Here is a 26,533-nt window from a genome sequence, read left to right on the forward strand (position 1 = left end):
CATGACTGCCGCCGCCATCCGCAGCGAGCACGACCTCCTCGGCGACCGCGACGTCCCCGCCGAGGCGTACTGGGGCATCCACACCCTGCGCGCCACGGAGAACTTCCCCATCACCGGCACACCGATCTCCGCCTACCCGCATCTCGTCGACGCCCTGGCCGCCGTCAAGGAGGCCGCCGCCCTCGCCAACGAGGAACTGGGCCTGCTGGCACCGGAGAAGGCCGCCGCCATAGTCGGGGCCTGCCGCGAGGTCCGGTCGGGCGGGCTGCACGACCAGTTCGTCGTCGACGTCATCCAGGGCGGCGCCGGCACCTCGACCAACATGAACGCCAACGAGGTCATCGCCAACCGGGCGCTGGAACTGCTGGGACACGGCAGGGGGGAGTACCGGCACCTGCACCCCAACGAGGACGTCAACCTCGGCCAGTCCACGAACGACGTCTACCCGACCGCCGTCAAGATCGCGACCGTCTTCGCGGTGCGCGGTCTGCTCCAGGCGATGGCGGTGCTCCAGGACGCCTTCGCGCGCAAGGCCGTCGAGTTCCACGACGTCCTGAAGATGGGCCGCACCCAGCTCCAGGACGCGGTGCCGATGACCCTCGGCCAGGAGTTCTCCGCGTACGCCGTGATGATCGACGAGGACCGTCTGCGGCTCGCCGAGGCCGTCGCGCTGATCCACGAGATCAACCTCGGCGCGACCGCGATCGGCACCGGCCTCAACGCCCCCGCCGGATACGCCGAGTCGGCCCGCCGCCACCTCGCCGAGATCACCGGGCTGCCGCTGGTCACGGCGGCGAACCTGGTCGAAGCCACCCAGGACTGCGGGGCGTTCGTGCAGATGTCCGGCGTGCTCAAGCGGATCGCGGTCAAGCTCTCCAAGAGCTGCAACGACCTGCGGCTGCTCTCGTCCGGGCCGCGCGCGGGACTCGGCGAGATCAACCTGCCGCCGGTGCAGGCCGGTTCGTCCATCATGCCCGGCAAGGTCAACCCGGTGATACCCGAGGTCGTCAACCAGGTCGCCTTCGAGGTGATCGGCAACGACGTCACCATCACCATGGCCGCCGAGGCCGGACAGCTCCAGCTCAACGCCTTCGAACCGATCATCCTGCACTCCCTGTCGGAGAGCATCACTCATCTGCGCGCCGCCTGCCTCACCCTCGCCGAGCGCTGCGTGGACGGGATCACCGCCAACACCGAGGTGTTGCGCCGGACCGTGGAGAACTCCATCGGCCTGGTCACCGCGCTCAACCCGCACATCGGGTACACGGCCGCCACCGACATCGCCAAGGAGGCCCTCGCCACCGGCCGGGGCGTGGCCGAACTCGTCCTGGAAAAGGGCCTGTTGCCAGCCGAGAAGCTGGCCGCCCTGCTGCGGCCGGAGATCCTGGCGGGCAGCGGCCCGGCAGCCCTCGTCTGATCGGCGGGGGCGCAGGCACCGGCCCGGAGGCACAATAGTGATCATGACCTCGTCCATGACCTTCCAGCCGGTCCTGGAGCGCATCGCCGGCGAGATCGAGCGGACCCCCGGCCGCGGCCGGCCCGCCGACTACATCCCGGCGCTCGCGGCCTGCGACCCGCGCCGCTTCGGCATGGCCGTCGCCGAGCTGGACGGCACGGTGTACGGCGTGGGGGACTGGCGACAGCCGTTCTCCACGCAGTCCCTAACGAAGGTCTTCACCCTCGCGCTCGACCTGGCCCGCGAGGGCGACGAACTCTGGGAACACGTCGGCCGCGAGCCCTCCGGCAACCCCTTCAACTCCCTGGTCCAGCTGGAGTACGAGAGCGGCATCCCGCGCAACCCGTTCATCAACGCGGGCGCGCTGGTGGTCACCGACCGCCTGCAGACCCGGACCGGGGACGCGGCCGGTGAACTGCTGTCCTTCCTGCGGACGGAGAGCGGCAACCCGGGCCTGGACTTCGACATGGAGGTCGCCGCCTCCGAGTCCGCGCACGGCGACCGCAACGCCGCCCTCGCCCACTTCATGGCCTCCTACGGCAACATCGACAACCCGGTGCCGACGCTCCTGGACCAGTACTTCCGCCAGTGCTCCGTCACCGCCTCCTGCGCCGACCTCGCCCTGGCCACCACCTTCCTGGCCCGGCACGGAGTCCGCGCCGACGGCACCCGGCTGCTCACCCGCAGCCAGGCCAAGCAGGTCAACGCGGTCATGCTGACCTGCGGGACGTACGACGCGGCGGGCGAGTTCGCCTACCGGGTGGGCCTGCCCGGCAAGAGCGGTGTCGGCGGCGGCATCATCGCGGTCGTACCGGGCCGCTGCACGCTGTGCGTGTGGGGTCCGGGACTGGACGAGCGCGGAAACTCGGTGGCGGGCATGGCGGCCCTGGACCGCTTCACGACCCTGACGGGACTGTCCGTCTTCTGACGCACCGGATCCGCGGTGGCCGCCCGGTCCCGGCCGGACTGTCCCGCCCGCGACCGGACCGCGCGAAGCACGCACCGGACAGGCGCAGGCCCCCGCCCGAAAGGCCCCGCGCCAGTGGGCGGTGAGACAGCGGGCGCCCTGCCGGTCGGGGAACTCCTCGCCGTCCGTCCTCCGCGCGCCGCACCCGGCCCGGCCGGCGTGTACGTCGGAGTCGTCCCGCCGACACCGAGGGCGGCTCCGGGGTCACCGGGGCCGCCCTTGTCGTACCCGTCGGCGAAGCGGCCCGGCCAGGGCTACGTCGACGTGTACGTGCACCCCGAGCGCACCCGGCGCGGGGCCGGCTCGCTGCTGGCCCGCCGAGGAGTACCTGGCCGGCCTGGCCAGGTTGCGCACGAACAGCTCCCGCCCGTCGTCTCCGGGCGCCGCCGGCCGGTCAGCCCCGGGCGGCCCGGCCCGGCACCCACCGCAACACCAGCGCCACGGCGCCCGCGCCCAAAGCCGCGGCGCCCGCGATCGCGCCCGTCTCCGGCCAGCCGGGCGCCCCGGACGCCTCCCCGTCCGGGTCCAGTGCGACGGCCACGGGCAGCACCGCCGGCCGCGGGCCGGCCCGCAGCGCGTCCAGCGAGCCCACCGGATCGACCCGCCCGGCCGCACCGAACCCCCAGTCGAGCAGCGCCCGCGTCTCCTCGTACACGGTGAACCCGCCGCCGGCCTGAGGGTTCATCACCGTCACGACCAGGGTGCGGCCGCCGCGGTGGGCCGCGGCCACGAGGGTGTTGCCGGCGTTGCTGGTGTAGCCGTTCTTGACGCCGATCAGACCGGGGTACGGCTCGACACCGTCGGCGCCGGTCAGCAGCCGGTTGGTGTTCCGGATCCCGTACGGCCGGTCGCCGGTGCCCGGGAACATGGCCTCGGCAGTGGCGCAGTACCGCGCGAAGTCCGCGTCGCGCAGTCCGGCCCGCCCGAAGACGGCGAGGTCGTACGCCGACGACACCTGACCGGGCGTGTCGTATCCGTCGGGCGAACGCACCTGCGTGTCGCGGGCCCCCAGCGCGCGGGCCTTGGCCTGCATACGGACGGCCGCGTTCCGCCAGCCGCCGGTGAGCGCGGCCAGGACGTGCACGGCGTCGTTGCCGGAGTTGAGGAAGACCCCGCGCCACAGGTCGGCGATCTGGTACGTACGGCCCTCGGCCACCCCGACCAGGCTGCTGCCGGGGCCGATGCCCGCGAGCTCCGCCTCGGTGACCTCGTGCCGGATGCCGCTGGGCAGGGCCGGCAGGACGGTGAGGGCGAACAGCGTCTTGAGGGTGCTTGCCGGCGGCAGTCTGCGGTGTGCGTCGTGCGCGGCGAGCACCTCGCCGGTGCGGGCGTCGGCCACCAGCCAGGACAGCGCGGAGACGGCCGGAATCCGGGGTGCCCCGGCGCGGGGCCGGACCTGTGTGCCGGAACGGTAGAGCAGCGCGGGCTGCGGGGCCGCTGCCCGCACCCCGCCGGGCCCGCCGGGGTCGGTTCCGGTGCGGGCGACCGCCGCGGCGGGGGCGAGTGCGAGCAGGCCCGCCACACAGATCGCGCAGGCCGACACAGCCGTCCGGGAAGGAAATCCGATAGTCATACCGCAAATGTAGGAACGCACACCCCGCCGAGGGCGGTGCCAGGGCCGGGCGGGGCCCGCGAGCACCCGGATGCCGCACGTGGGGCTGGGGTGGTCGGCGGAAACGGGACGCGGAGGTCCGTATGTCGAGGGACCGGACGTCCGGCGGGCAGGCGCCGAATGCCGGCGGGCGGGCGCCAGGTGCAGGGGCGCGGCGTCGGGTCCGGTGCGCGCCGGGTGTCAGCCGACGGGCAGCGTCGGCTGGATCCGGCGCAGGAACGTGGCGTTGTCCGGCGTCTCGCGCATCCGGTCCAGCAGGGTTTCCAGGTTGGTCTGGCCGTCCCGGGTCTGCAGCACCCGGCGCAGTCCGCGCACGGCGGTCAACTCGGTCTGCTGCAGGAGGAGTTCCTCGCGACGGGTGCCGGACGGGTTGATGTCGACGGCGGGGAAGACGCGGCGGGAGGCGAGTTCGCGGCTGAGGCGGAGCTCCATGTTGCCGGTGCTCTTGAGCTCCTCGAAGTAGAAGTCGTCGGCGCGGGAGCCCGTTTCCACCAGGGCGGTGGCGAGGATGGTGAGGGAGCCGCCCTCCTCGGCCAGGCGGGCGGCGCCGAAGAACCGCTTGGGTCCGTGCAGCGCGGCCGCGTCGACACCGCCGGACAGGGTACGGCCGCTCGATGCGCCCGCGTTGTTGTGGGCCCGGCACAGCCGGGTGAGGGAGTCGAGGAGGATCACGACGTCCTCGCCCGCCTCGACGAGCCGCTTGGCCCGCTCGATGACGAGTTCGGCCAGCGCGATGTGCTGCCTGGGCGCCCGGTCGAAGGTGGAGGCGTACACCTCGCCCCGTACGGAGCGCCGCATCTCGGTGACTTCCTCGGGGCGCTCGTCGAGCAGCACCACCATCAGCCGGCATTCGGGGTGGTTGCCCGCGACGGCGGCCGCGATCTGCTGGAGCAGGACGGTCTTGCCGGTCTTGGGCGGGGCCACGATGAGACCGCGCTGCCCCTTGCCGACGGGCGCGATCAGGTCGGCGACCCGGCCGGTCAGGCCGGCCCCCGGGTGTTCGAGCCGGATCCGCTCGCGCGGGTGCAGCGGGGTGAGGTCGCCGAAGTGGCGGCGGTCGCGCGACTCTTCGGGAGTACGGCCGTTGACCCGGGCGACCTCGGTCAGGGCGCGCTGGGTGCCGCGTACGCCGTCGACGAGGTCTCCCTTGCGCAGGCCGTACCGGCGGATGAGCGCGGGGGGAACCTGCAGATCGGTGGGCAGTGGCGTCAGGTGCGCGGAGCGCAGGTGCCCCTTCCCGTTCGCGTCGATGTCGAGGACGCCGGTCGCGACCCGGGCGGGGAGCTGTTGCTGGGCGGGAGGGTGCTGGAGTGTGGTGGTCATGGTGGTCGTGTCCTTTCACGGACGGAAGGCATGAGACATGCGAGGGGGAGGGGAGGGCCGCGAAGGGAGGGCGCACGGCGCACCTCGGCGGCGGGAACGGCACCGGACCCCGGCCACGGCAGAGCTGAGCCGCTGGTGAGGTGGTGCGGGAAAGCCGTCGCACCGGCCGGAGACGGCTGGTGTATCGGCGGAACTGAGGAGGAACTGGCACCGGCGCCCGAAATCAGGGGCGTGCACGAGTGCTGTCGGCACTGTACCACGTAGGTCGGTTCCGCTGGCGTCAACGCGCTGGGGCCCTCGCTTATTCCATATGGTCCCCGTCCCCGTCCCCGTCCGCCCTCCGCCGTCCACCGTCCCCTGTCCGCCCTCCGCCGTCCCCCGTCCGCCGCGGAGGGCTTCGCCGAGGTGGTGCGCCCGGCGCTGCGAAGGGGCAGAATCGTCGCTCCGTACGGCGTCAACCAGCTTGCAGGGAGACCTCGTTGGACACCTCGCCCGTCGCGCCGCACCGCCTGGACCCCGCCGGCGGCTGCCCGCACGCCGACAACGCCCGGCTGCTCGCCGGGGCCGCCGTGGCCCGGGTCGTCCTGCCCGGTGACGTCGAGGGGATGGCCGTGCTCGGCCACGACGCGCTCAGGGAGTTCCTGGCGCACCCCGAAGTCGCCAAGAACGCCCGGCACTTCACGGCATTGTGTGAGGGGCGGATCGCCCCGGGCTGGCCGCTGCTCACCTTCGCCACCGTGCACGGCATGACCACCGCCGACGGCGACGACCACCGGCGGCTGCGGTCGCTGGTGAGCCGGGCGTTCACCGCCCGCCGGGTGGAGGAACTACGGCCGCGTGTCGAGGAGTTGACCGCCCGGCTGTTGGACGACCTGGACCGGGTGGCCGAGGCGGGCGGTGGCGTCGCCGACCTGCGACGGCACTTCGCGCTGCCGTTGCCCATGGGCGTCATCTGTGAACTGCTCGGCGTCGACTCGGAGTACCGGGAGCGGCTGCACCAGCTGTCCAACCAGGTCGTGGCCACCGACATCGCGCCGCCGGACGCCGTCGCCGCCAACCGGGAACTCGTCGCCGTCCTCGCGGGCATCGCGGCCGCCAAGACCGAGCGGCCCGGTGGCGACCTCACCAGCGCGCTCATCGCCGCCCGCGACGAGGACGGCGACCGGCTCAGCCAGGAGGAGCTGATCGGCACCCTGGTGCTGATGATCATCGCCGGGCACGAGACCACGCTCAACCTGATCACCAACGCCGTACGGGCCCTGTGCGGGCACCGTGACCAGCTCGACCTCGTGCTGGCGGGCGGGGCGAGCTGGACGGACGTCGTCGAGGAGACGCTGCGCTGGGACGCGCCCGTCAGCTACTTCCCGTTCCGGTACCCGGTGCGGGACCTGGCCGTCGGCGGGACGGTCATACCCCAGGGCACGCCCGTCCTCGCCGGGTACTCCGCCGCCGGACGGGATCCGGCCGTGCACGGGCCGGACGCCGACCGGTTCGACGTCACCCGTCCGGGGCGGGAGGGAGCCGTACGGCATCTCTCACTCGGGCACGGCGCCCACTACTGCCTGGGCGCGCCGCTGGCCCGGCTGGAGGCCGGCCTCGCCCTGGAGCGGCTGTTCGCCCGTTTCCCCGGCCTCGACCTCGCCGTCCCCGAAAGCGAGCTCTCCCGTCACTCCAGCTTCGTGGGCAACAGCGTACGAGCGCTTCCGGTGCGCCTCGGCCGCTGAGCCAGGTGAACGCCGTGATGACCGGGAACCGCCGTGACGACCGGCGAGCCGGCGGGACGCGCCGCGCGCGTTCAGCCGAGCCCGGCCCGCGCCTCCTCGGCGATCTGCTCGAAGCGCGCGCCCATGGCCGCCGCCAGCGCCTGCGCGCCCGACAGCGGACGGACCATGACCATGAGCTCGTCGATCAGACCGTCCTCGTCGAGGTGGATGAAGTCGCAGCCGGTGAGCTCACGGCCGTCGACCCGGGCGGTGAAGACCAGCGCGTGGTCACGGCCGTCCGCGCCGTCGAGTTCGCGGACGTAGCGGAAGTCCTCGAAGACCTGTGCCACCGCGCGCAGGATCGCCGCGGTGATGGCCTTTCCGGTGTACGGCTTGAAGACCACCGGGCTGGTGAAGACGACGTCCGGCGCCAGCAGCGCCTCGGCGGCGTCGAGGTCCTGTGCCTCGACCGCCTCGCGGAATGCACGCATCGACATCTCTCCAGTCCGTCCAGTTTGTCTGGTCAAATAGTTGAGTAGGTGCGGATTAGATTAGTCATCTGCTGTTAGCGTGTCCACATGTCGTTGAAGTACGCGGTCCTGGCCGCCCTGCTGGAGGGCGAGGCCTCGGGCTACGAGCTGTCCAAGGTGTTCGACGTGTCGCTCGCGAACTTCTGGCCGGCCACACCGCAGCAGCTCTACCGCGAGCTGGAACGTCTCGCGCAGGACGGCCTGATCGAGGCGCGCGTGGTGCAGCAGGAACGCCGCCCCAACAAGCGGATGTTCACGCTCACCGAGGCCGGCCGCGGTGAACTCGGCGCGTTCGCGGCCGAGCCGACCCGTCGGCCCACCGCGATCCGCGACGAACTCCTGATCAAGATCCAGGCCATGGACGGCTCGGACCCGGCGGGGACCCGCGCCCTCGTCGAGGAACGCATGACGTGGGCGCGCGGAAAGCTCACCCGCTACGAACGGGTACGCGAACGGCTCCTCGGCGGGTGTACGGAGGAGGAGTATCTGCGAGCCGCCGACCGGGTCGGCCCGTACCTCACCCTCATGGCGGGGATCTCGTTCGAGGAGCAGAACCTGCTCTGGTGCGAGCGCGTTCTCGCGGTCCTCGGGCGCCGGGTTCCTCTAGGCTGACGCGGATGTTCAGCCCCGAAGGCCCCGGTCTGCGCGAACTCGCCGTGCAGGCGCTCTCGTCCGTCGAACGCGGCTACGACCTGCTCGCGCCGAAATTCGACCACACCCCCTTCCGTACGCCGGACTCGGTGCTCGACGCCGTCGCCTCGGCCCTTGGGCGGACCGGCCCCTTCGACGACGGGCTCGACCTGTGCTGCGGCACCGGCGCGGGAGTCGGTGTGCTGGCACGGGTGTGCCGCCGCAGTGTCACCGGGGTCGACTTCAGCGCCGGCATGCTCGCCGTCGCGCGGGAACGCCCGCCCGCTCCGGGGCCGCCGATCTCCTGGGTGCGCGCTGACGCCCGCGCCCTCCCGTTCGGTCCCGGCTTCGACCTCGTGGTCAGCTTCGGGGCGTTCGGACACTTCCTGCCGGGGGAGTTGCCGGTGCTGTTCAGGCAGGCCCGTTCCGTTCTGCGGCCGGGCGGCTGCCTGGCCTTTCCCGTCGTCGCCCCGCCCCGCCCGGGATCCCGCGCCTACTGGATGCTGCTGGCCTTCGACGGGGTGATGCGGCTGCGCAACGCCGTGTGGCGGCCGCCGTTCGTCATGTACTACCGCGCCTACCGGTTCGGTGACCTGCGACGGGAGTTGGAGCGCGCCGGGTTCCTGGTCGAGCTCCAGGCCCTGTCCGACTTCGGGCGGCGGCGCGACGGCAGTCCCCGGGTGCGGATGGTCGTGGCCCGGCGGCCGGACTAGTCCGTACGGCCCACCGCCGCCGTCCGCTCCCCGCGCGGCGGCGACCGGGGCGGACGTGACGGCGGTGCGGTCGTCGGAGCCCGCGCCCGCGCCCGCGTCTGCGCTGTCGGGCGGAGAGTCGGCCGGCGGCCCCAACGCCGCCGGCCCCGGACGCCTTCGGAGCCGGCCGGCCGGGCGCCGACTCCGGACGCCGGCGGTCGGCTCCGCGTCGTCAGCCCGCCGACGGGAGGGTGAACTCGTAGACGAGAGCGTCCTGTTCGGCGTCCACGACGAGGTCGGTGATCTCCAGGGGGCGGGCGTACTGGTCGTGGACGCGCCGGGTGACCCGTACCGAGGGTGCGTCGGGAAGCGGAGTGATGGAGTCCCGGTGGTGCAGGGTGAGGCCCGCCCGGCGCATCCAGTCGTAGGTCCGCCGCAGCTGTGCCGAGGCGGCTCCGTCGGCGCGGTCGCGGTACCGGGCCAGTTCCTCCACCTCGGCGAGGGCCACGGCGGAGAAGGACGTCACGGCGCTGCGCCGGCCCCGTCCGTCGGCGCCGGCGGACTCGTAGCGGTGTACCAGGGTGGGCCGGTGCGGAGCCAGCCCCAGCGCCTCGGCGTGCGCGGGCGGCGGCGTTTCCCAGGTGACGGTCGTCCGGTCGGCGGCGCCGGGCTCCGCGTCCCGCGCGCCCACCGGAAAGGTCAGGGAGGAGTGGTTCTCCAGTGGCAGGCCCGGCAGAGTGGCGTAGCTGCCCCGTCGGTCGGTAGCGACGAGACCGTCGCGGCGCAGCACCTCCAGCGCCTGCCGAACGGTCTCCCTGCTGACCCCGAAGTGCTCGGCCAACTGCCGCTCACCCGGCAGCCGTTCGCCGGGCGGGACGGTCTTGTCGCGCAGTTCGCCGAGCAACTCCACGGCGATCCGCCAGTACAGCGGCTGTTCTTCGGTGGACGGGTGGTCGGTGCGGGCCATGCCGCGCCTCCTGTTGGTGACATGCCGTAGCCGTGCGGGCTCATTGCGCCACCAGATCTAGCATTGGTCTAAACCAGCAGGGAAGGGCGGCCCGGCAGTTCGGCCGAAACCGGCCCGCCCCGGCCGGCCGTCAGAGCGCGCTGTACAGGGCGTCGATCAGCGCCGTCTTTCGCGGGTCGTCGGCGATATGAGGCCCCATACGGTTCATCACGTACCCGAGGGAGACCCCCGCCTCCGGGTCGGCCAGTCCGCAGGAGCCGCCGAAGCCGTCATGTCCGAAAGCCCGCGGGTTCGGCCCGTACGAGCCGTTCGGCCCGCTGAGCCACAGGCCGAGGCCGATCTCGGTGTCGTGCGCGAGACCGGCGCCCAGGACCAGGTCACGGCAGCGGCCCTGTCCTTCGCGTGCCCGCTCGGCCGCCTCGGCGGAAAGGACGCGGTGGCCGTCGTAGGCGCCCCGGCCGGCGAAGATCCCGTACAGCGCCGCCACGGCCCGCGCGGTGCCGTGCCCGTTCGCGGCGGGGATCTCGGCGGCCCGCCACGCGGCCGAGTTGGCCTCGGTCGCGCCCACCAGCGGGTTGGCCAGCGCGGCGAGGGCGGCGGGCGTCAACTGGCTGAAGACCGCGGCCTGTTCGCTGCTCGACGCGGTCGGCGGATGCACCAGCTCGGCGGCCCGGCCGGCCTCCATCTCCGGCAGCCCGATGGTGAAGTCGATCCCCAGCGGTCCGGTCGCCTCCCGTTCCAGGAAGGCGCCGGGCAGCAGCCCCGAGACGCGCCGCACGACCTCGCCGACCAGGAAGCCGTACGTCATCGCGTGGTACCCGGACCGGGTTCCCGGCTCCCACCAGGGCTCCATCGCCGCCAGCCGCCGCGTGGTCAGCTCCCAGTCGTAGAGGTCGGCGAGCGAGTGCGGCTCGCGCGGACCGCACAGCCCGGACCGGTGCGACAGCAGATGTCGTACGAGAACCTTCTCCTTGCCGGCCGCGGCGAACTCGGGCCAGTACGCGGCCACCGGAGCGTCGAAGTCCAGCAGCCCCCGGTCGGCGAGGATGTGCGCGCACAGCGCGACCGGCCCTTTCGACGTCGACCACACGTTGACCAGCGTGTCCCGCTCCCCGGGGCGGGTGCGGGCCGCGTCGGCCCAGCCGCCCCACAGGTCCACCACGGTCTCGCCGTCGACCGTGACGGTGACCGCGGCGCCCAGCTCGCCGCGTGCGCGGAAGTTCTCCCCGAACGCCGTGCGCACCGCCGCGAAACGTGTGTCGCAGTGACCGTGAACGTCTGCCTCGTGCTCGGACATGGGCCCTCCGTCGTCCGCCGGAAACCCGGGCCGCGACGCTGCGGCCCGAACCCCCCGAACGTACCGACTGGTCGGACTGGGCGGAAGGCCGCCCCCGCGCATCCGGACGGGTCGCCCCTCAGGCGTGTGACCGAAGCCAGCTCACCTTGGCCGCCTCCTGGTACGGGCCGCCGCCCTCATGGTCGTTGAAGTCGTACACCTCGATCGCCTTGTCCTCGTGTGCCCAGGCGTTGAAGGCCGCGAAGACGGTCGAGGGCGGGCAGGTCTGGTCCTCCAGGGCCGCCGAGAACAGGGCCGGTGCCCGGCCACGGGCGGCGAAGTGCACACCGTCGAAGTAGGAGAGGGTGCGCAGGGCGTCCTCACCGCGGCCTCGATGCGTCTTGAGGTAGAGGCCGATCTCCCGGTACGGGTGACGGTCGGTGATGGTCGCGGCGCGCGGGTAGTCGCACAGGAACGGCACGTCCGGTGCGACCGCCGTCAGGTCCGGAACCAGTCCGCCCACGGCGATCGTGATGCCGCCGCCCTGGCTGGCGCCGACGGCCACCGTGCGGCCCGGATCGGCCAGCGGGTGCGAACGGGCCGCCTCCACCGCCCGGACGCCGTCCGTGAACACCCGGCGGTAGTAGTAGTTCTCGGGTGCGTCGATGCCCCGGGTCATGAAACCTGGGTAGGCCGGCGCGCCGCCCACCGGGTCGCCGGTCCCACCACCGCCGCCCCAGGCACTGCCCTGGCCGCGGGTGTCCATCACGAAGTGCGCCCGGCCCGTGGACGCCCACAGCAGATGCTCGTGCGGCAGGCCGCGACCGCCGCCGTAGCCCACGAACTCCACGACCACCGGGAGCGGCGACGACACCTCGGCGGGCAGGGTGAACCAGCCCTTCACCGGGTGACCGCCGAACCCGGCGAACGTCACGTCGTACACCTTCACCGTGGTCAGACCCGTGTCGACGAGTTCGAAACGGGCGTCCAGGTCGTGCTCGCGGGTCTCCTCGAGGGTCTTGGCCCAGAACGCGTCGAAGTCCTCGGGCTCGGCGGACGCGCTGCGGTACTCGCGGAGTTCCTCGATCGGAAGGTCGAACAGGGCCATGTAGGACCGCCTTTGTGGAAAGTGAGTGCGGATGATCACACCGTACGGGTGAGGTCGGACGACTCGCCAGGTCCCCTGCGCCGTGCGCATCCACGACGACACCATGACGTCTGCCGCCGAAGCGCCGGTCGAGGTGGTGGAACCGCTGGTCAGGGACGCCGAATCGGTCGTCGTGGACGAGCGGCGGGAGGTTCCGGGCGGCTGGGTGGCAATCACGGGTGGTCGGGTCACCGCCGTCGGCTCCGCCGGGACCCAAGCCGGGGGCCGCGGCGACCGTCTCCGCCCGCCGGACGACAGGCCACGCCGGGCACCACCGGGGGCGAGGCCTGGGTCGGGGCGGCCTACGATCGTCCCGGCCCGGATCCTCGTCGACCGCGCCGAGCCCGCCCTGCCCGCACGGGCGGACGCGCTCCGGACCCACGGGGGCATCGCCCGTACGCGGAGCACCGCCCCCGCCGCATCCGGTGGGTGAACCGGTGTCCCGGCGGCGCCCGGTCAGGCGCGGCGGCGGGTCCACTGGGGCTCGGTGAGTGCCCAGTCACGCTCCCACTCGGCCATCCGGTGCCGGGTGGCCGTGGTGCGGACGAGGGACTGTCCGACCAGGACGACGGCGACCGCGCCGCCCGTGGCACACGCGGCCATCGCGAGGGTGTGCTGCCAGACCGCGCTCTCGCCGGGCGGCGGGGCCACACTCCGGCCCCGGGAGTCGAACCACACGTCGACCACATCGCCGTGGTGGCTGCCCGCCGGGACACGTGCCGTCACCGTACGCACCCCCGTGCCGGCCTCGGTCCAGCGGACCTTCACCCGGTACGAGTGCTCACGGCCGCCCACCGAGGGCAACGTGTCCGGGGTCCTGCCGACCACCTCGGCCCGCACCCGATGACGCTCGGCGCGCTCCGTGGCGACGACGGCGCGCGCCTCGTCGTGGGCCCACCATCCCGCGACCGCTCCGGCCAGGGGGGCGGCCACCAGCAGCAGCACGACGACGACCAGCATCGTCCACGCCTCTACGGCGTCCGACCGGCGCCGCAACGGATTGCGCCGCCAGCGCCAACCGCGCAACCGGGTTCGCATGTCGACCTCCGCACCACGCACAGCTGCGAGTGCTCATCCGGATCCAGTATCCGTCCGCTGCCGCCGTTCACCAACTGCTCCCGCACGGAGCGCCGGACGACTGGTCGCGGTCGCCGGTTCCCGGTGCCCAGCCGCGGGGCGGTGAAACGCCGGGGAGAGCGCGAGGCGGGCGCGGGGCGGACGGGGCGCGGACGTGCGGGGGCGTGCGGGACAGGAGGGTCGGAGGGGGCTCGGGGGAGGGCAATGCGGGAGTGAGTGCGGGGGATGGGGAGGCGGGCGCCGAGCGGTCCGGTGGGGGGGGGTGCGGGTCGGGTCGGCGGGTCTGCGGGTCTCCGGGTCGGCGGGTCGGGAGGCCGACAGGGGCGACCGTTGCGGCAGCGGCAGCGGCAGCGGCAGCGGCAGCGGCAGTGGCAGTGGCAGCGGCAGTGGGTGGGGCCTGCCGGTGGTTGCGACGGTGCGTGGGGGCCGCCGACGGTCGTCGCGGTGCCCGGCGGTGCCGCACGCGCCGAGGGCCGGCCGACAGTCGTGGCGGTGCCCGGCGGTGCCCGGGTCGCACGGCGTGGACGCGGAGCCCCCCGCCGCCGGCCGGCCTCACCGGGTGGCGGCCGGCGCCTGCGTCAGCCGAAGCGTTCGATGCGGATGCGGTCCACGGGCTGTCCTGCCTCGAGCAGCAGCCGCGACGCGTGTTCCGCGAAGGCGTTGGAGCCGCACACATAGGCCTCCCATCCACCAGGAGGCTGCTCGGCCAGGAGCGGCGCCACATGTGCGGCGGCCACACGTCCCACGGGCACACCCTCGGGCGCGCTCCGCGTGAACACCGGGGTCGTCTCCGCGCCCAACTCCCGCGCGTAGATGAGCTCCTGGGGGCTGCGTGCCGACACCAGCAGACGCAGCGGCACCCGAAGGTCACGCGCCCGGTGGTGACGCACCATCGACATCAGCGGTACGACGCCGGAACCGGCGCCGATCAGCAGCGCGGGCCGGTCGCCGGGCCAGGCGAAGAAGCCGCTCAGCGGGCCGCGCACCTCGACCTCGTCCCCTGGCTTGGCCACGCCGTGGAACCAGCCCGAGACCTCGCCGCCCTCGACGTGGTCGAGGGTGAGTTCGATGTGGCCCGAGTCGTCGGGCGCGGAAGCGATCGAGTAGTGGCGCTGGGCCACATAGCCGTCGTCCGCGGTGAGCCGCAGCATCAGGTGCTGGCCCGGCAGGTGCCCGGCCCAGGCGGGCACCGAGAACCGGAAGGTCGCGGCGAGCGGGGTCTCACGGCGGATCTCGGTGAGCGTCGCGGTCTGCCACAGCGCGGCGGCGCGGCCGCTCACGGCGATGCGCCCGGGCACGGCGAACCGTGTCGTGGGAGTGAAAGCGGGGCGAGGGAAGATCTCAGTCACCGGAGTACCGCTGCTCCTGCCAGGGGTTGCCGCGCGCGTGGTAGCCGTTCTGCTCCCAGAACCCCGGCTCGTCGTGGTCCAGGATCCGCAGTCCCGCGATCCACTTGGCGCTCTTCCAGAAGTACAGGTGCGGCACCAGCAGCCGCGCCGGCCCGCCGTGCTCGGGTGCCAGGGGCTTCCCGTCGTACTCCCAGGCGATCCAGGCACGCCCGCCGGTCAGATCGGCGAGCGGAAGGTTCGTGGTGTAGCCGGTGTGCGAGTAGGCGACGGCATGGGTGGCGGACCCATGGGGCCGCACCACATCCAGAAACGTGTCCAGCGAGACGCCCCCGAACCGCACCCCGAACTTCGACCAGCTCGTCACGCAGTGGATGTCACCCTCGTACGCCGAGGCCGCCAGCTCGTGCGCCTGCGCCCAGTCCCACGTTCGGGGCTTCTCCACCAGACCGTCGACCCGGAAGCTCCAGTCGGCGGGCGTCAGGTCGGGGGTGACCTCCGCGGACAGGACGGGCCACTCGTCGCCCGCGTCGTACTGGCCGGGTGGCAGGCCGGGGTTGTGGACGCGGGGGCGTCCGGTGAAGCCTCGGGTGACGTGCATGCGGGTGGTGCCTCCAGATTGCCTACCCGGCCAACGGTACGTGCCTCGCGGCCGGCGCCGGACGTGGGGGCGACCCCCGATCATTAAGGCGGTATGAACTCTCCGGCGCCCCGGGAATAGCGGCCCGCCCGTCCTCCTTGCCGACAGGTGCCGCATCCGGTGGCGCCCGCGACGGGCGCCCCGGCGACCGCGAAGGAGAGTGGACACACATGCCCAAGGCGTACGTCTTCACGCGCTACGGGGGCCCGGAGACCGAGGCGCTCGTCGAGGTGGACCGGCCCGTTCCCGGACCCGGTCAGGTCCTGGTCGCGGTCCGGGCCGCGGGAGTCAATCCCGTCGACTGGAAGCAGCGCACGGGCTACCGCCGTCCCGGCGAGAGCGGCTCCTACGCCTTCCCCGCCGTCTTCGGCAACGAGGTCTCCGGTGTCGTGGAGGAACTCGGCGAGGAGGTCCGGGACCTCGCCGTCGGGGACGAGGTCTTCGGCCGTCCGGTCGAGGGCGGGTACTCCGAGTACGCCCTGCTCTCGGTCGACCTGATCGCGCGCAAGCCGGCGGCCCTGTCCTTCGCCGACGCGGCGACCCTGCCCGTCGCCGCCGCGACCGCGCTCGACGGCATCGTCCAGCTCGGGCTGCCCTCCGGTGCGACCGTGCTCGTCACCGGGGCGGGCGGTGGGGTCGGCGTGGCGGTCGTACAGATCGCCCGGGCCCGCGGTCTGCGTGTCGTGGGACTCGCGAGTGAGGGCAAGAAGGACCTCGTCGAGTCGTTCGGCGCCGTGCACGTCCCGGCCGGACCCGGCTGGACGGAGCGCGTGCGGGCGGCCGCGCCGGAGGGCGTCGACGGCGTGTACGACCTGGTGGGCGCCGACGTGCTCACCGAGGCTGCCACGCTGCCCGCCGACCCGGCGAAGGTGGTCACGGCGGGCGCCCCGGCCGAGGACGTGGAGAAACTGGGCGGTGCGCGCGTCACCCGGTTCCGTACCTCCGACCGCCTGGAGGCGGTGGCGGACCTCGTCGTGAAGGGCGAGCTGGACCCCCACGTCACCCGGACCTTCCCGCTCGACCGCGCCGGAGAAGCACTGCGCGCGGTGGAGGAAGGCCACGCCCGCGGCAAGATCGTGATCGAGGTCGCCCGATGAGCTCTGTGAACGGCGCCGCGCACGTCCTCGACAACCCCGCCCTCGCCTCCCTGACCGGCCCGCACGCCCACTTCGCCGAACGGCGCGGGCGCGTCCTGCGCTACCCCGTCGACGTCTCGCCCTGGCTGGCGCTGCCCGACGACCCCGGCCCCGACGACTGGGCCGACCTCGCGGCGCTCGCGGGTCCCGGCGGCGAGGTGCCGCTGCCCGGCTTCCGGGGACGAGTTCCGGACGGCTGGGAGATCACCTTCCGGGTCGAGGGCGTGCAGCTGGTCGACGACGGACTGGCGGCCGCCCCGGACCCCGAGGCGGTCCTCCTGGGTCCCGCCGACGTCCCCGACATGCTGGACCTGGTCGCGCTGACCCAGCCCGGCCCCTTCCTGCCCCGCACCATCGAGCTCGGCACCTACCTGGGCATACGGCGCGAGGGCAGGCTCGTCGCGATGGCGGGGGAGCGGTTGCACCCGCCGGGCTGGACCGAGATCAGCGCGGTCTGCACCGACCCCGCCTTCCGCGGTGAGGGCCTCGCCACCCGGCTGATCCTCGCCGTCGCCCACGGCATCCGGGAACGCGGCGAGACCCCCTTCCTGCACACCGGGGCCGGCAACGTCAACGCCGTCCGACTGTACGAGTCGCTGGGCTTCCGCCTCCGCCGCAAGACCGCGTTCCTCGCGGCGCGGGCACCGGAGAACCTGCCGGACGCACGGGAGGCGGTGCCGGTGGCGTAGGCGGGCCTGTTCGGCCGTTCAGGCGTTCCCGGTTCCGGTGGCGGACCAGGTGTTGTACCGCTCGAGATAGCCGGCGAACCGTTCCAGGTCCTCCTCCGGCCAGTCCGCGAGCCGTTCCCGGAAGGCCGCGCGGCGGCTCTCGGTGACCTGGGCGAGGATGTGGCGGCCCGCCTCGGTCAGGTGGAGCACCTGGACCCGGTGGTCGTCGGGGTCCAGTCGCCGTTCGACGAGCCCGGCGCGCTCCAGGGCGGTCACCTGGCGGCTGACGGTCGACTTGTCCAGGGCGTAGTGCGCGGCCAGGTCGGTGGCTCGGCGGCCGCCGCCGCTCTCCTCGAGGTGCCCGAGCAGGGTGTACGACACCAGGGACAGTTCGGGGTGCATGCGTCCCGCCGAGGCCCGGGCGCGGCGGGCGAAGACGGTCATCTCGCGCTGGATGGTTTCCACGGCCGTGTCCGCGGCGGGCCGGCCCGCGCCGCCCGCGTCCTCGGACACGGCTGCCCGAGCTGGTTCGGCTGCCTTCACGGGACCTCCCTCACCTCTGGTTGCATAATACAACTGCAAGGGGGTGTGGTGAGGTCGGCGGACGGCCGGGAGGCCGCGTCCTGCGGCCGCCGGGGTGCGTCGGCCGCCTGCCGCTGATCACCGTGTAAGGTTGCCGTCCGGCTGCGGACGATCCCGGCCCTGTTTCGAGGAGGTGAGACCCATTACCGCTGCGTCAGGTCGGGTGCTCATCCCTCGAGTCGGCGCGGATCACCCGCAGTAGGTGACCGCGAGAGCGCCCTTCGGCTCCCGAAAGGCTCTCGCTTCCATGCCTCCACGTTCCCCGTTGCCTCCCTCGTCACCGCGATCACCTTCGCCCTCGTCCGGTGACGCCGTCGTGGCCGTGCTGCGCGCCGCCGGCTGTGTGTTCGCGGAGGACGAGGCGCGGCTGCTCCTGGCCGCCGCCCGCACCCCGTACGAACTGGCCGCTCTGGTGGACCGTCGTGTCACCGGTGAACCTCTCGAACTCGTCCTCGGCTGGGCCGAGTTCGCCGGGCAGCGGATCGCCGTGACCCCCGGCGTGTTCGTGCCCCGCCGCCGTACCGAGTTCCTCGTCGAACAGGCCCTCGCCCAGGCCCCGGACGCGTCCGTCGTCGTGGACCTGTGCTGCGGGTCTGGTGCCGTCGGCCTTGCCCTGGCCGCCGCCCTCGGCCGGGTGGAACTGCACGCCGCCGACGTCGACCCGGCCGCAGTGCGCTGCGCCCGCCGCAACGTCACCGCCGTCGGCGGGCATGTCCACCGCGGCGACCTCTTCGAGGCGCTGCCCGGCCACCTGCTCGGCCGGGTCGACATCCTCGCCGCCAACGTGCCGTACGTTCCCACCGCCGAGGTCGGCCTCCTGCCCGCCGAGGCACGCGAGCACGAACCCCTGGTCGCGCTCGACGGCGGCACGGACGGCCTGGACGTGCTGCGCCGGGTGGCCGCCGGGGCGTCCCGCTGGCTCACGCCCGGCGGCTGCCTGCTGGTGGAGACGAGCGAACGACAGGCGCGAGCGGCCCTCGACGCCTTCACCCAGGGCGGCCTGACGGCCCGCCCGGCCGTCTCCGAGGAGTTGTACGCCGTCGTCGTGATCGGCACCCGGGCGCGGAAGGGCGCCTGATCGGTGCTCGGCCGCGCTCGTCGGTCACGGTGGCGTACGGCGTCGTGGCGCAGGCCGCGCTGGCCGTGCAACCCCGCGTGGGCGGGGTCGTCCGGCTGTGGCGGCGCGGGGTTGCACGGCTCGCCCGGCCGTCTCCGAGGAGTTGTACGCCGTCGTGTGATCGGCACTCGACCGCGGAAGGGCGCCTGATCGGTGCTCGGCCGCGCTCGTCGGTCACGGCGGCGTACGGCGTCGTGGCGCTGGCCGTGCAACCCGCGTGGGCGGGGTCGTCCGGCTGTGGTGCCGCGGGGCGGGCCGGCGCCGTCAGGTCGTCGCGTCGCTGCCCGGCCCGCCCGACGGGCTCGTCGTGGGACGGGGGCTTCGCCAGTCCCGGGGGCCGTGGTCGCCGCGGTGCGGCCCGTCCGGTCCGCCCGGTTCCCGAGTGCCCGACAGGACCCGGGCGGCGGTCAGGGCTCCGTCCTCGGCGCGGGTGCCGGCCAGGTAGTACGTCTCGCCCTTCCTGACGGCGTCGGACCCGGAGGCCGGCGCGCCGTCACGGAACACGGACGTGTCCGAGTCCACCGTCCACGTCCACGAGGCCCCGTCCTCACTCCTGACGGTGACCTGGTCGCCGTCCACCTTCTCGGCGGTGCCCCACTGCCAGACCCGCACGACCCACTCGCCGGAGTCGCGGTCCTTGACGGTCGCCTCGCCGTGCACGCCGTCGCCGCCGAGGCCGAACCACATGCCACGGCCGTGCCGGTCACCCGGTCTGTCCGACGCCGACGACGTGCCGGATCCGGCGGCCGCGGGTGTGGCCCCGCCACCTCCGCCGCCCGAGCTCGCGGCGTAGGCCACGCCGCCGACGGCCAGCACGGCGACCGTGGCCGCCGCGGCCACCGCCCGCGCCCGGACGGACCGTCGCCGCCAGGCGTCTCGCAGGCCCGCGCCGGGCGGGCCGGAGGGCTCCGGCCCGCCGTGCCCCGTGAGCAACTCCCAACCCCCGTCCGCCTGCGCGTCCGGTGGCGTGTGGGTGGGCCGGTCGGGCGGCTCGCCGGCCGCGGTGTGGTCCTGGTCCGGATCGTGTGTCACGACGCGCTCCCATCGGCCGGGCGGCCGGCATCCCGATCGCATGCCTCCCTGTGATTGTCGGGTGAGGGCGGTAAGGAGCAGGTAATCGAATGCTGTGAATCCGGACGGCCGCCGCCGTCAGTCGTCGGGTGTCTGCACGCGGGCGATGAGAAGTGCCACGTCGTCGGAGTTGTCCGGCTGGTGCAGGGTCCGCAGCAGGAGGTCGCAGACCTCCTCCAGGGGACGGTCCGGCCCGTCGAGGAGGGCCAGGAGCGCGTCCAGGCGTTCGTCGAGCGGGTGCTGCCGTGTCTCCACCAGGCCGTCGGTGTAGAACACGAGCCGGTCCCCGGGCTCGAGGTCGACGGTGGTGGTGGAGAAGGCGACGCCGCCCACGCCCAGCGGCGCGCCGGTGGGCAGTTCGAGGAATTCCGGGTGCTGTCCGGCACGGAGGCGGGCGGGCGGCAGGTGCCCGGCGTTGGCGATCCGGCACTGCCGCAGCCGGGGGTCGTGGACCGCGTACACGCAGGTGGCGATGGACTGGTCCAGGCCGTCGGTGATCCTGTCGAGGTGCTCGAGCAGCCGGGCGGGATCGAGGTCGAGCGAGGCCAGGGTGTTCGTCGCGGTGCGCAGTCGGCCCATCGTCGCGGCGGCGTTGATGCCGCTGCCCATCACGTCGCCCACGACGAGCGCGGTCTTTCCGCCCTCCAGGGGGATCACGTCGAACCAGTCGCCGCCGACCTCGGCGGTGGCGCCCGCGGGCTGGTAGCGGGAGGCCACCTCGAGTCCGCCGGTCAGCCTCGGATGGCTGGGCAGCAGACTGCGCTGCAGGGTGAGGGCGGTGTCGCGGGCGTTCTGGTACCAGCGGGCGTTGTCGATCTGGACCGCGGCCCGGGCCGCCAGTTCACGGGCGAGGAGCAGGTCGTCCTCGCTGAACGGCAGCGGGTTGCGGGCGCGTTTGAGGTCCAGGGCGCCCAGTACCTCGCCCCGCGCGATCAGCGGCACGGCCAGGTAGGAGTGGACGCCGGCCCGCGCCAGCAGTTCGGCCGACTCCGCGGAGCGCGCGATGCGGGGCAGGTCCGCGGCCTCGACCCGGGTCACCATGACCGGGCTGCCCGTGCGCACGCACTCCGTGACGAGGCGGTCGGGCGCGTACCGGGCCACGTGTCCGGGCGGGTCCGCCGCCAGCAGTGCCTCGGGGGCCAGGTACGCCTCGACGGCCAGGGCCCGTATCACGGCGGGTTCGGCCGGGCCGAGGCTGCTGCGCCTGCCCTCCACCACCGCGTCCAGGAGGTCCACGGCGGCGATGTCGGCGAGTTCCGGCACGGCGACCCCGGCCAGTTCCCGGGCGGTGCGGTCGAGGTCCAGCGTGGTGCCGATCCGGGCGGAGGCGTCCGCGATGACGGCCAGGCGGCGGCGCAGGGCCTCGGCCTCGACGCCCGCCCGGTACTGCTCCGTGACGTCCTCGACCGAACCGGCCACGCCCAGCACGGTGCCGGTGGAGTCCTCCAGCCGGTACATCGAGATCGACCAGGCGTGGTCCTCGTCCGGGTCGGCGAGCGTACGCCCGATGCTGTGCCGGTTGATGATCGGCCGGCCGGTGGCCAGTACCTCCCGCGCCGCGGCCTCGACGTTCTGGACGTCGAAGTCCGGCATGACCTCGCCGATCGTCCGGCCGAGGTGCTCCTGGGCCGATGTGCCGTTGAGTCGCTCCAGCGCCGGGTTGACCGAGACGTACCGCAGGTCCGTGTCGAGGACCGCCAGCCCGATCGGGGACTGCGTGATCATCCGCGCCGACAGCGCCACGTCCCGCTCAAGACGGCGCACGGTCGACTGGTCGGCGGCGAGTCCCAGGGCGTAGACGTCGCCCCGGTCGTCCAGCAGCCGCATGTTGCGGAACTCCACCAGTCGGGTGCTGCCGTCCTTGTGACGGACGGGGAACGCCCCGGACCAGCTTTCACCGGTGGCCATGACGTCGGCGAACAGCTTGACTACGAGGTCGACGTGCTGCTCGTTGATCATGAGTCCGGCCGCGTACTCGCCGAGGGCCTCCCGCGCGGAGTATCCGAACAGTTCCTCGGCCTGCGGGCTCCACAGGACGATGCGTCCCTCGGTGTCCAGGACCACCGAAGCCACGCCGAGGACGTCGAGCAGACCGGTCGGCCGCACCGTCCCGTGCACCGGCTCGTCGCCCTGGGGCAGGGGGGCTCCCGCCGTGTTCATCGCGGGCACCGCCTCCGCCCATCCTCGGGGCACGTCGTTCCCCCGTGCCGGTTTCCGCTGTTTTTCCGCACTCGACTGTTCTCTCGCGCTCAACCGTTTCCGCGACGCCACCGTCGCACTCTTCCACCATCTCTCAATCTGCGGCGCCCGTCCGGCGAAGTCGTGCCGGACGGGCGCCCTCGCCGGACCCGGTCGTGGCCGGTCGTCGGGTGGGACGCCGTGCACGGGCGTGCGGGATGTCACGTCCGGACGAGTGGGTCGGCGCCCGTCGCCGGACCGACAGCCGAGGTTTCCACATTGGTCTGTACATGACCACCTGGGAACGCCAGACTGTCCGCCGACCACGCCCCACCCCCCACCGAGGAGTCGTTCCATGCCCCTGCGTGCCCGGCAACGTCGTCACCCGGTCCTGGCCGGACTCGTCACCCTCACCGCCGTCGCCGCCGTCCTGTCGGCCGCTCCGTCCGCCTCCGCCGCCGACACCTGGAACGAGGCGGGCTCGGACCGCGCCGACCCGCTGACCGAGAGCCAGGGGCTGGCCTCGGTCGAGGTCCCGGCCGGCAGCGCCAACCGCTACACCGGCATCGGCACGATCCCCGTCGGTCTCAGCAGCCGCGGCTGGAACCATGTGGGTGACCCCGACGCCTCCTACGACGGCTACTACGTCGAGCCGTACCAGCGGGACTCCGGCACCACGAAGATGTTCCGGGTGCAGGCGCCGGGCGGCGGCTGGTCGGAGTACGTTCACACGCTCGGCCCCGGCGAGGCCCTGAACAACTCCTGGGCCGCCGTGGCGCCCGGCGGGCAGTGGATGCTATCGGGCGAGTACGGCACCATGACCCGGCTGCTGGTGTTCCCGACCCCGGGCGTCAACCCGGGCACCTCGCCCGCCGCGAACCTTCCGCAGGCGTCCACCGTCAACCTGGATCACCCGGTGCGGGACGTGCAGGGCTGCGACTTCGTCACCGCGACCAGGCTGCTGTGCTCCTCCGACGACCCGGCGGGCACGCTGTTCGGCGTCACCAAGCCGCTGCTCCAGGTCGACCTGTCGGCCGAGCCGAACGGTTCGGCCGACGTCAGCGGTCATGTCACCGCCCTCCGGCAGCTCCCGCTGCGCAGTTCCTGCTCGGGCACCTTCGAGGCGGAGGGCATCGACTACGACCGCCGTACGGGAACCCTCCGCGTGATCGTCGTCTCGCCGGGCTTCTGCGTGCTGACGGACAGCAAGACGTACAAGTTCACCCGCGGCTGACATCGGGCGCCGCCCCGGGTGGTGCCGGCTGGCGAAGTGGTGCTTTTCTGGGGGTGTGGCACGGTTCGCGGGGAGCCCGCGGTGCCGTGCCACCGCCACGAGAGGAGCGATCGCGATGGGCCGCGAGCGACTGCACGACGAGTCCGTCTCCGTCGAGATCAGCGGATGCAGCAAGGAGGATGCCCGGATCGTCTTCGACACGCTGTGTGCGTGCTTCGAATCGGACCGGCGTACCGACGAGGTACCGCAGCAGCTTCACGAGACCCGCCCGATGGTGTGGCTGGGCACCTTCGAGGTCACCGACGCGAACGAGTGCGCCCACCCCGCCCGGCTGTCGTCCTCCGTCGAGGCCGACGCGCAGGGCGGCTACTGGGCGATCGAACAGCTCCGTACCACGCTGGACTCCCTGTTCGCGGTGCGGGACCTCTCCTCGGCCTCCGGCGACCAGGAGCGGGAGCTGCACGTCCTGCTGGAGAGTCGGTGACCTGCGGCACATCACCCCGGCCCCTGTTGTGCAACTAGTTGCATAAACCGTGCGCGGTCCTCTAGAACAGAGGGACGACACCGCGCACGGAGGGCCCGATGAGCCGTTACCCGCACCTGCTGAGCCCGCTCGACCTGGGCTTCACCACGCTGCCCAACCGCGTCCTCATGGGCTCCATGCACGTGGGCCTGGAAGAGGCCGAGCACGGCTTCGCCCGCATGGCGGAGTTCTACGCCACCCGAGCACGCGGCGGAGTGGGCCTGATCGTCACCGGCGGCATCGCGCCCAACGAGGCCGGACGCCCGGCCGAGGGCGGCGCCAAACTCACCACCGACGCGGAGGCCGAGGAGCACCGGGTCATCACGGAGGCCGTGCACCGCGAGGGCGGCCGGATCGCGATGCAGATCCTGCACTTCGGCCGGTACGCCTACCACCCGGACCTGGTCGCCCCGAGTCCCCTCCAGGCCCCGATCAGCCCCTTCCAGCCCCGTGAGCTCACCGACGCCGAGGTCGAGCAGACCGTCGACGACTACGCCCGCGCCGCCCGCCTGGCCCGGCAGGCCGGCTACGACGGCGTCGAGATCATGGGCTCCGAGGGCTACCTGATCAACGAGTTCGTCGCCGCGCGGACCAACCACCGCACCGACCGCTGGGGCGGCTCGTACGAGAACCGCATGCGCTTCCCGGTCGAGATCGTCCGGCGGGTGCGCGAGGCCGTCGGCGAGGACTTCGTCATCGTCTACCGGCTGTCGATGCTGGACCTCGTCCCGGGCGGTTCCTCGCTGGCGGAGGTGGTCACGCTCGCCAAGGCGGTCGAGGCGGCCGGAGCGACGATCATCAACACCGGCATCGGCTGGCACGAGGCCCGTATCCCCACCATCGCCACCTCGGTGCCGCGCGGCGCCTACACCTGGGTCACCAAGAAGCTCATGGGCGAGGTCTCGGTCCCCCTGGTGACCACCAACCGCATCAACACCCCCGAACTCGCCGAGGAACTGCTCGCCGGCGGCTTCGCCGACATGGTGTCGATGGCCCGGCCGATGCTCGCCGACCCCGACTTCGTCGCCAAGGCCGCGGCCGGTCGCCCCGAGGCCATCAACACCTGCATCGGCTGCAACCAGGCCTGCCTCGACCACACCTTCAGCGGCAGGATCACCTCCTGCCTGGTCAACCCGCGCGCCTGCCACGAGACCGAGCTGGTGCTCTCGCCGACCCGGCTGCGCAAACGCGTGGCGGTCGTGGGCGCGGGCCCCGCGGGACTCGCCTGCGCGGTGTCGACGGCCGAACGCGGCCACGACGTCACCCTGTTCGACGCCGCGAACGAGATCGGCGGTCAGCTCAACGTCGCCCGCAAGGTCCCCGGCAAGCAGGAGTTCGACGAGACGCTGCGCTACTTCCGCCACCAGCTCGACACGCACGGCGTGGACGTACGGCTGAACACCTGGGTGACCTCCGGGGACCTGGCAGGCTACGACGAGGTCGTCGTGGCCACCGGCGTGACCCCGCGCACCCCGGAGATCCCCGGCATCGACCACCCCAGCGTCGTCGGCTACCTCGACGTCCTGCGCGACGGCGCACACGTGGGCGACCGGGTCGCGATCCTCGGCGCGGGCGGCATCGGCTTCGACGTCGCCGAGTTCCTCACCGACGGCGGCGACAAGGCGAGCGAGGACCCGGCGGCGTACTTCCGCCTCTGGGGCGTCGACATGGACTACGCGACCCCCGGCGGGCTCGCCGCACCCGAGCGGCCCGCCCCGCCGCGCGCCGTCCACCTGCTCCAGCGCAAGACCGCCAAGGTCGGCGCGGGCCTCGGCAAGACCACCGGCTGGATCCACCGCACCGAGCTCAGGCACCGCGGGGTCACCATGGTCGCGGGCGTGCGCTACGACCGGATCGACGACGCGGGCCTGCACGTCACCGTCGGGGAGGACAGCACGGTCCTCGAGGTCGACACGATCGTGCTGTGCACCGGTCAGGAACCCCGCCGCGGCCTGTACGAGGAGCTCCTCGCCGCGGGCCGCAGCGTGCACCTCATCGGCGGAGCCGACGTGGCCGCCGAACTCGACGCCAAGCGCGCGGTCAAGCAGGGCACCGAGCTGGCGGCGGCCCTCTGACCCTGTGCGTCCGTCCCTAGGATGACTCCATGTCCCTCCCGCACGCGATCCTCACCGCTCTGCTCGAACGGCCGTCCTCGGGGCTGGAGCTGACCCGCCGGTTCGACAAGTCGATCGGCTACTTCTGGTCGGCGACGCATCAGCAGATCTATCGCGAGCTGGGAAAACTGGAGGCCGAGGGCCAGATCCGCACCCTCCCGGCCGAGCAGCCGGCCCGCGGGCAGAAGAAGAGCTACGAGGTCCTGCCGGCGGGCCGCGCGGAACTGGCCCGCTGGACCGCCGCGTCCCAGGACCCGAAGCCGCCGCGTGACGTCATGCTGCTGCGGCTGCGCGCCGCGGCCGTGGTGGGCACGGCCGGCATCGAGTCCGATCTGCGCCGCCATCTGGAGCTGCACCGGCGGCAGTTGGCCGAGTACCGGGAGATCGAGGAGCGCGACTTCCCACCCGGCCGGGACGGTCCGCAGGAGCGCCTGCAGCATCTGGTGCTGCAGGCGGGCATCGATCTGGAGACCTTCTGGACGCGGTGGCTGGAGCGCGCGGTGGAGGAGTTCGCCGAACGTCCGGACACGGCCGGCCCGTGAAC

Annotated in this window: 25 protein-coding genes; 13 read left to right on the top strand and 12 right to left on the bottom strand. The window is 73.1% G+C overall.

All coding sequences use genetic code 11. The features are described from left to right. Position 1: 1 nt before the first annotated feature. Complete coding sequence (aspA, locus tag OG985_RS40165) at positions 2-1,417, top strand: aspartate ammonia-lyase (protein ID WP_371673307.1); 1,416 nt, start codon at positions 2-4, stop codon at positions 1,415-1,417. Between the two features lie 34 nt (positions 1,418-1,451). After that, positions 1,452-2,384 (top strand): glutaminase, encoded by a 933-nt coding sequence (locus OG985_RS40170; RefSeq protein ID WP_371674630.1) that lies wholly within the window; start codon positions 1,452-1,454, stop codon positions 2,382-2,384. A gap of 433 nt (positions 2,385-2,817) precedes the next feature. On the opposite strand, the gene OG985_RS40175 is transcribed toward OG985_RS40170, so the two are convergent. Together OG985_RS40175 and rho are read right to left on the bottom strand one after the other, a co-directional pair. Further along, positions 2,818-3,996 (bottom strand): D-alanyl-D-alanine carboxypeptidase family protein, encoded by a 1,179-nt coding sequence (locus OG985_RS40175; RefSeq protein ID WP_371673308.1) that lies wholly within the window; start codon positions 3,994-3,996, stop codon positions 2,818-2,820. A gap of 219 nt (positions 3,997-4,215) precedes the next feature. Then, positions 4,216-5,358 (bottom strand): transcription termination factor Rho, encoded by a 1,143-nt coding sequence (gene rho, locus OG985_RS40180; RefSeq protein ID WP_371673309.1) that lies wholly within the window; start codon positions 5,356-5,358, stop codon positions 4,216-4,218. A gap of 479 nt (positions 5,359-5,837) precedes the next feature. Here rho and OG985_RS40185 point away from each other — a divergent pair, with 479 nt between their 5' ends. Next, positions 5,838-7,082: a cytochrome P450 gene (locus tag OG985_RS40185; protein WP_371673310.1), complete on the top strand. Its 1,245-nt coding sequence runs from the start codon at positions 5,838-5,840 to the stop codon at positions 7,080-7,082. Between the two features lie 71 nt (positions 7,083-7,153). Here OG985_RS40185 and OG985_RS40190 read toward each other — a convergent pair whose 3' ends face one another. Further along, the gene (locus OG985_RS40190; RefSeq protein WP_371673311.1) at positions 7,154-7,552 is read right to left on the bottom strand and encodes a nuclear transport factor 2 family protein; all 399 of its coding nucleotides are present in this window, start codon (positions 7,550-7,552) and stop codon (positions 7,154-7,156) included. 87 nt (positions 7,553-7,639) lie between these two features. On the opposite strand from OG985_RS40190, the gene OG985_RS40195 reads away from it, so the two are divergent. Continuing rightward, positions 7,640-8,203, top strand: coding sequence for a PadR family transcriptional regulator (locus tag OG985_RS40195; protein WP_371673312.1), 564 nt, complete (start codon positions 7,640-7,642; stop codon positions 8,201-8,203). A 5-nt stretch (positions 8,204-8,208) separates the two neighbouring features. Beyond that, positions 8,209-8,934 (top strand): class I SAM-dependent methyltransferase, encoded by a 726-nt coding sequence (locus OG985_RS40200; RefSeq protein WP_371673313.1) that lies wholly within the window; start codon positions 8,209-8,211, stop codon positions 8,932-8,934. A 211-nt stretch (positions 8,935-9,145) separates the two neighbouring features. Here the strand turns inward: OG985_RS40200 and OG985_RS40205 are convergent, their stop codons facing one another. From OG985_RS40205 to OG985_RS40215, 3 genes are all read right to left on the bottom strand, one after another. After that, on the bottom strand, positions 9,146-9,880 hold the full coding sequence (locus OG985_RS40205; protein WP_371673314.1) for a GntR family transcriptional regulator: 735 nt from the start codon (positions 9,878-9,880) through the stop codon (positions 9,146-9,148). A 130-nt stretch (positions 9,881-10,010) separates the two neighbouring features. Continuing rightward, the gene (locus tag OG985_RS40210; protein WP_371673315.1) at positions 10,011-11,177 is read right to left on the bottom strand and encodes a serine hydrolase domain-containing protein; all 1,167 of its coding nucleotides are present in this window, start codon (positions 11,175-11,177) and stop codon (positions 10,011-10,013) included. A gap of 118 nt (positions 11,178-11,295) precedes the next feature. Next, positions 11,296-12,264: an acetylxylan esterase gene (locus OG985_RS40215; RefSeq protein ID WP_371673316.1), complete on the bottom strand. Its 969-nt coding sequence runs from the start codon at positions 12,262-12,264 to the stop codon at positions 11,296-11,298. A 103-nt stretch (positions 12,265-12,367) separates the two neighbouring features. On the opposite strand from OG985_RS40215, the gene OG985_RS40220 reads away from it, so the two are divergent. Further along, on the top strand, positions 12,368-12,736 hold the full coding sequence (locus tag OG985_RS40220; protein WP_371673317.1) for a hypothetical protein: 369 nt from the start codon (positions 12,368-12,370) through the stop codon (positions 12,734-12,736). 23 nt (positions 12,737-12,759) lie between these two features. On the opposite strand, the gene OG985_RS40225 is transcribed toward OG985_RS40220, so the two are convergent. The 3 genes from OG985_RS40225 to OG985_RS40235 form a co-directional block, all read right to left on the bottom strand. Next, entirely contained in the window at positions 12,760-13,341 is a 582-nt protein-coding gene (locus OG985_RS40225) for a hypothetical protein (protein WP_371673318.1), read from the bottom strand. 617 nt (positions 13,342-13,958) lie between these two features. Continuing rightward, positions 13,959-14,729, bottom strand: a complete 771-nt coding sequence (locus tag OG985_RS40230) for a ferredoxin reductase (protein WP_371673319.1) — start codon at positions 14,727-14,729, stop codon at positions 13,959-13,961. After that, entirely contained in the window at positions 14,722-15,327 is a 606-nt protein-coding gene (locus tag OG985_RS40235; RefSeq protein WP_371673320.1) for a sulfite oxidase-like oxidoreductase, read from the bottom strand. The genes OG985_RS40230 and OG985_RS40235 overlap by 8 nt, the downstream gene beginning before the upstream one ends. A gap of 209 nt (positions 15,328-15,536) precedes the next feature. On the opposite strand from OG985_RS40235, the gene OG985_RS40240 reads away from it, so the two are divergent. Together OG985_RS40240 and OG985_RS40245 are read left to right on the top strand one after the other, a co-directional pair. Continuing rightward, on the top strand, positions 15,537-16,463 hold the full coding sequence (locus OG985_RS40240; protein WP_371673321.1) for an NADP-dependent oxidoreductase: 927 nt from the start codon (positions 15,537-15,539) through the stop codon (positions 16,461-16,463). After that, positions 16,460-17,191, top strand: a complete 732-nt coding sequence (locus OG985_RS40245) for a GNAT family N-acetyltransferase (protein WP_371673322.1) — start codon at positions 16,460-16,462, stop codon at positions 17,189-17,191. Before OG985_RS40240 ends, OG985_RS40245 begins: the two co-directional genes overlap by 4 nt. Positions 17,192-17,209: 18 nt before the next feature. On the opposite strand, the gene OG985_RS40250 is transcribed toward OG985_RS40245, so the two are convergent. After that, positions 17,210-17,614, bottom strand: a complete 405-nt coding sequence (locus OG985_RS40250; RefSeq protein ID WP_371674631.1) for a MarR family winged helix-turn-helix transcriptional regulator — start codon at positions 17,612-17,614, stop codon at positions 17,210-17,212. A 385-nt stretch (positions 17,615-17,999) separates the two neighbouring features. On the opposite strand from OG985_RS40250, the gene OG985_RS40255 reads away from it, so the two are divergent. Then, complete coding sequence (locus OG985_RS40255; RefSeq protein WP_371673323.1) at positions 18,000-18,830, top strand: putative protein N(5)-glutamine methyltransferase; 831 nt, start codon at positions 18,000-18,002, stop codon at positions 18,828-18,830. A gap of 303 nt (positions 18,831-19,133) precedes the next feature. On the opposite strand, the gene OG985_RS40260 is transcribed toward OG985_RS40255, so the two are convergent. Next, positions 19,134-19,901 (bottom strand): hypothetical protein, encoded by a 768-nt coding sequence (locus OG985_RS40260; protein ID WP_371673324.1) that lies wholly within the window; start codon positions 19,899-19,901, stop codon positions 19,134-19,136. 117 nt (positions 19,902-20,018) lie between these two features. Further along, a complete protein-coding gene (locus tag OG985_RS40265; RefSeq protein ID WP_371673325.1) occupies positions 20,019-22,100 on the bottom strand; it encodes a SpoIIE family protein phosphatase in 2,082 nt (693 codons plus the stop codon). Between the two features lie 373 nt (positions 22,101-22,473). On the opposite strand from OG985_RS40265, the gene OG985_RS40270 reads away from it, so the two are divergent. The 4 genes from OG985_RS40270 to OG985_RS40285 all read left to right on the top strand — a co-directional run bounded on the left by OG985_RS40270 (position 22,474) and on the right by OG985_RS40285 (position 26,531). Then, positions 22,474-23,352 (top strand): hypothetical protein, encoded by an 879-nt coding sequence (locus OG985_RS40270; RefSeq protein ID WP_371673326.1) that lies wholly within the window; start codon positions 22,474-22,476, stop codon positions 23,350-23,352. Positions 23,353-23,467: 115 nt separating this feature from the next. Beyond that, the gene (locus tag OG985_RS40275) at positions 23,468-23,836 is read left to right on the top strand and encodes a hypothetical protein (RefSeq protein ID WP_371673327.1); all 369 of its coding nucleotides are present in this window, start codon (positions 23,468-23,470) and stop codon (positions 23,834-23,836) included. A gap of 98 nt (positions 23,837-23,934) precedes the next feature. Further along, positions 23,935-25,950, top strand: coding sequence for an FAD-dependent oxidoreductase (locus OG985_RS40280; protein ID WP_371673328.1), 2,016 nt, complete (start codon positions 23,935-23,937; stop codon positions 25,948-25,950). A gap of 29 nt (positions 25,951-25,979) precedes the next feature. Then, a complete protein-coding gene (locus OG985_RS40285; protein ID WP_371673329.1) occupies positions 25,980-26,531 on the top strand; it encodes a PadR family transcriptional regulator in 552 nt (183 codons plus the stop codon). Positions 26,532-26,533: the final 2 nt, after the last annotated feature.

This window comes from Streptomyces sp. NBC_00289 (assembly GCF_041435115.1).
Lineage (GTDB): Bacteria > Actinomycetota > Actinomycetes > Streptomycetales > Streptomycetaceae > Streptomyces.

Coding starts and splice junctions, on each gene's coding strand:
- aspA (WP_371673307.1), top strand. CDS start 2: ATGACTGCCGCCGCCATCCGCAGCGAGCACGACCTCCTCGGCGACCGC.
- OG985_RS40175 (WP_371673308.1), bottom strand. CDS start 3,996: ATGACTATCGGATTTCCTTCCCGGACGGCTGTGTCGGCCTGCGCGATC.
- rho (WP_371673309.1), bottom strand. CDS start 5,358: ATGACCACCACACTCCAGCACCCTCCCGCCCAGCAACAGCTCCCCGCC.
- OG985_RS40190 (WP_371673311.1), bottom strand. CDS start 7,552: ATGCGTGCATTCCGCGAGGCGGTCGAGGCACAGGACCTCGACGCCGCC.
- OG985_RS40195 (WP_371673312.1), top strand. CDS start 7,640: ATGTCGTTGAAGTACGCGGTCCTGGCCGCCCTGCTGGAGGGCGAGGCC.
- OG985_RS40200 (WP_371673313.1), top strand. CDS start 8,209: ATGTTCAGCCCCGAAGGCCCCGGTCTGCGCGAACTCGCCGTGCAGGCG.
- OG985_RS40205 (WP_371673314.1), bottom strand. CDS start 9,880: ATGGCCCGCACCGACCACCCGTCCACCGAAGAACAGCCGCTGTACTGG.
- OG985_RS40210 (WP_371673315.1), bottom strand. CDS start 11,177: ATGTCCGAGCACGAGGCAGACGTTCACGGTCACTGCGACACACGTTTC.
- OG985_RS40215 (WP_371673316.1), bottom strand. CDS start 12,264: ATGGCCCTGTTCGACCTTCCGATCGAGGAACTCCGCGAGTACCGCAGC.
- OG985_RS40220 (WP_371673317.1), top strand. CDS start 12,368: ATGACGTCTGCCGCCGAAGCGCCGGTCGAGGTGGTGGAACCGCTGGTC.
- OG985_RS40225 (WP_371673318.1), bottom strand. CDS start 13,341: ATGCGAACCCGGTTGCGCGGTTGGCGCTGGCGGCGCAATCCGTTGCGG.
- OG985_RS40235 (WP_371673320.1), bottom strand. CDS start 15,327: ATGCACGTCACCCGAGGCTTCACCGGACGCCCCCGCGTCCACAACCCC.
- OG985_RS40240 (WP_371673321.1), top strand. CDS start 15,537: ATGCCCAAGGCGTACGTCTTCACGCGCTACGGGGGCCCGGAGACCGAG.
- OG985_RS40245 (WP_371673322.1), top strand. CDS start 16,460: ATGAGCTCTGTGAACGGCGCCGCGCACGTCCTCGACAACCCCGCCCTC.
- OG985_RS40250 (WP_371674631.1), bottom strand. CDS start 17,614: ATGACCGTCTTCGCCCGCCGCGCCCGGGCCTCGGCGGGACGCATGCAC.
- OG985_RS40255 (WP_371673323.1), top strand. CDS start 18,000: ATGCCTCCACGTTCCCCGTTGCCTCCCTCGTCACCGCGATCACCTTCG.
- OG985_RS40265 (WP_371673325.1), bottom strand. CDS start 22,100: ATGAACACGGCGGGAGCCCCCCTGCCCCAGGGCGACGAGCCGGTGCAC.
- OG985_RS40270 (WP_371673326.1), top strand. CDS start 22,474: ATGCCCCTGCGTGCCCGGCAACGTCGTCACCCGGTCCTGGCCGGACTC.
- OG985_RS40275 (WP_371673327.1), top strand. CDS start 23,468: ATGGGCCGCGAGCGACTGCACGACGAGTCCGTCTCCGTCGAGATCAGC.
- OG985_RS40280 (WP_371673328.1), top strand. CDS start 23,935: ATGAGCCGTTACCCGCACCTGCTGAGCCCGCTCGACCTGGGCTTCACC.
- OG985_RS40285 (WP_371673329.1), top strand. CDS start 25,980: ATGTCCCTCCCGCACGCGATCCTCACCGCTCTGCTCGAACGGCCGTCC.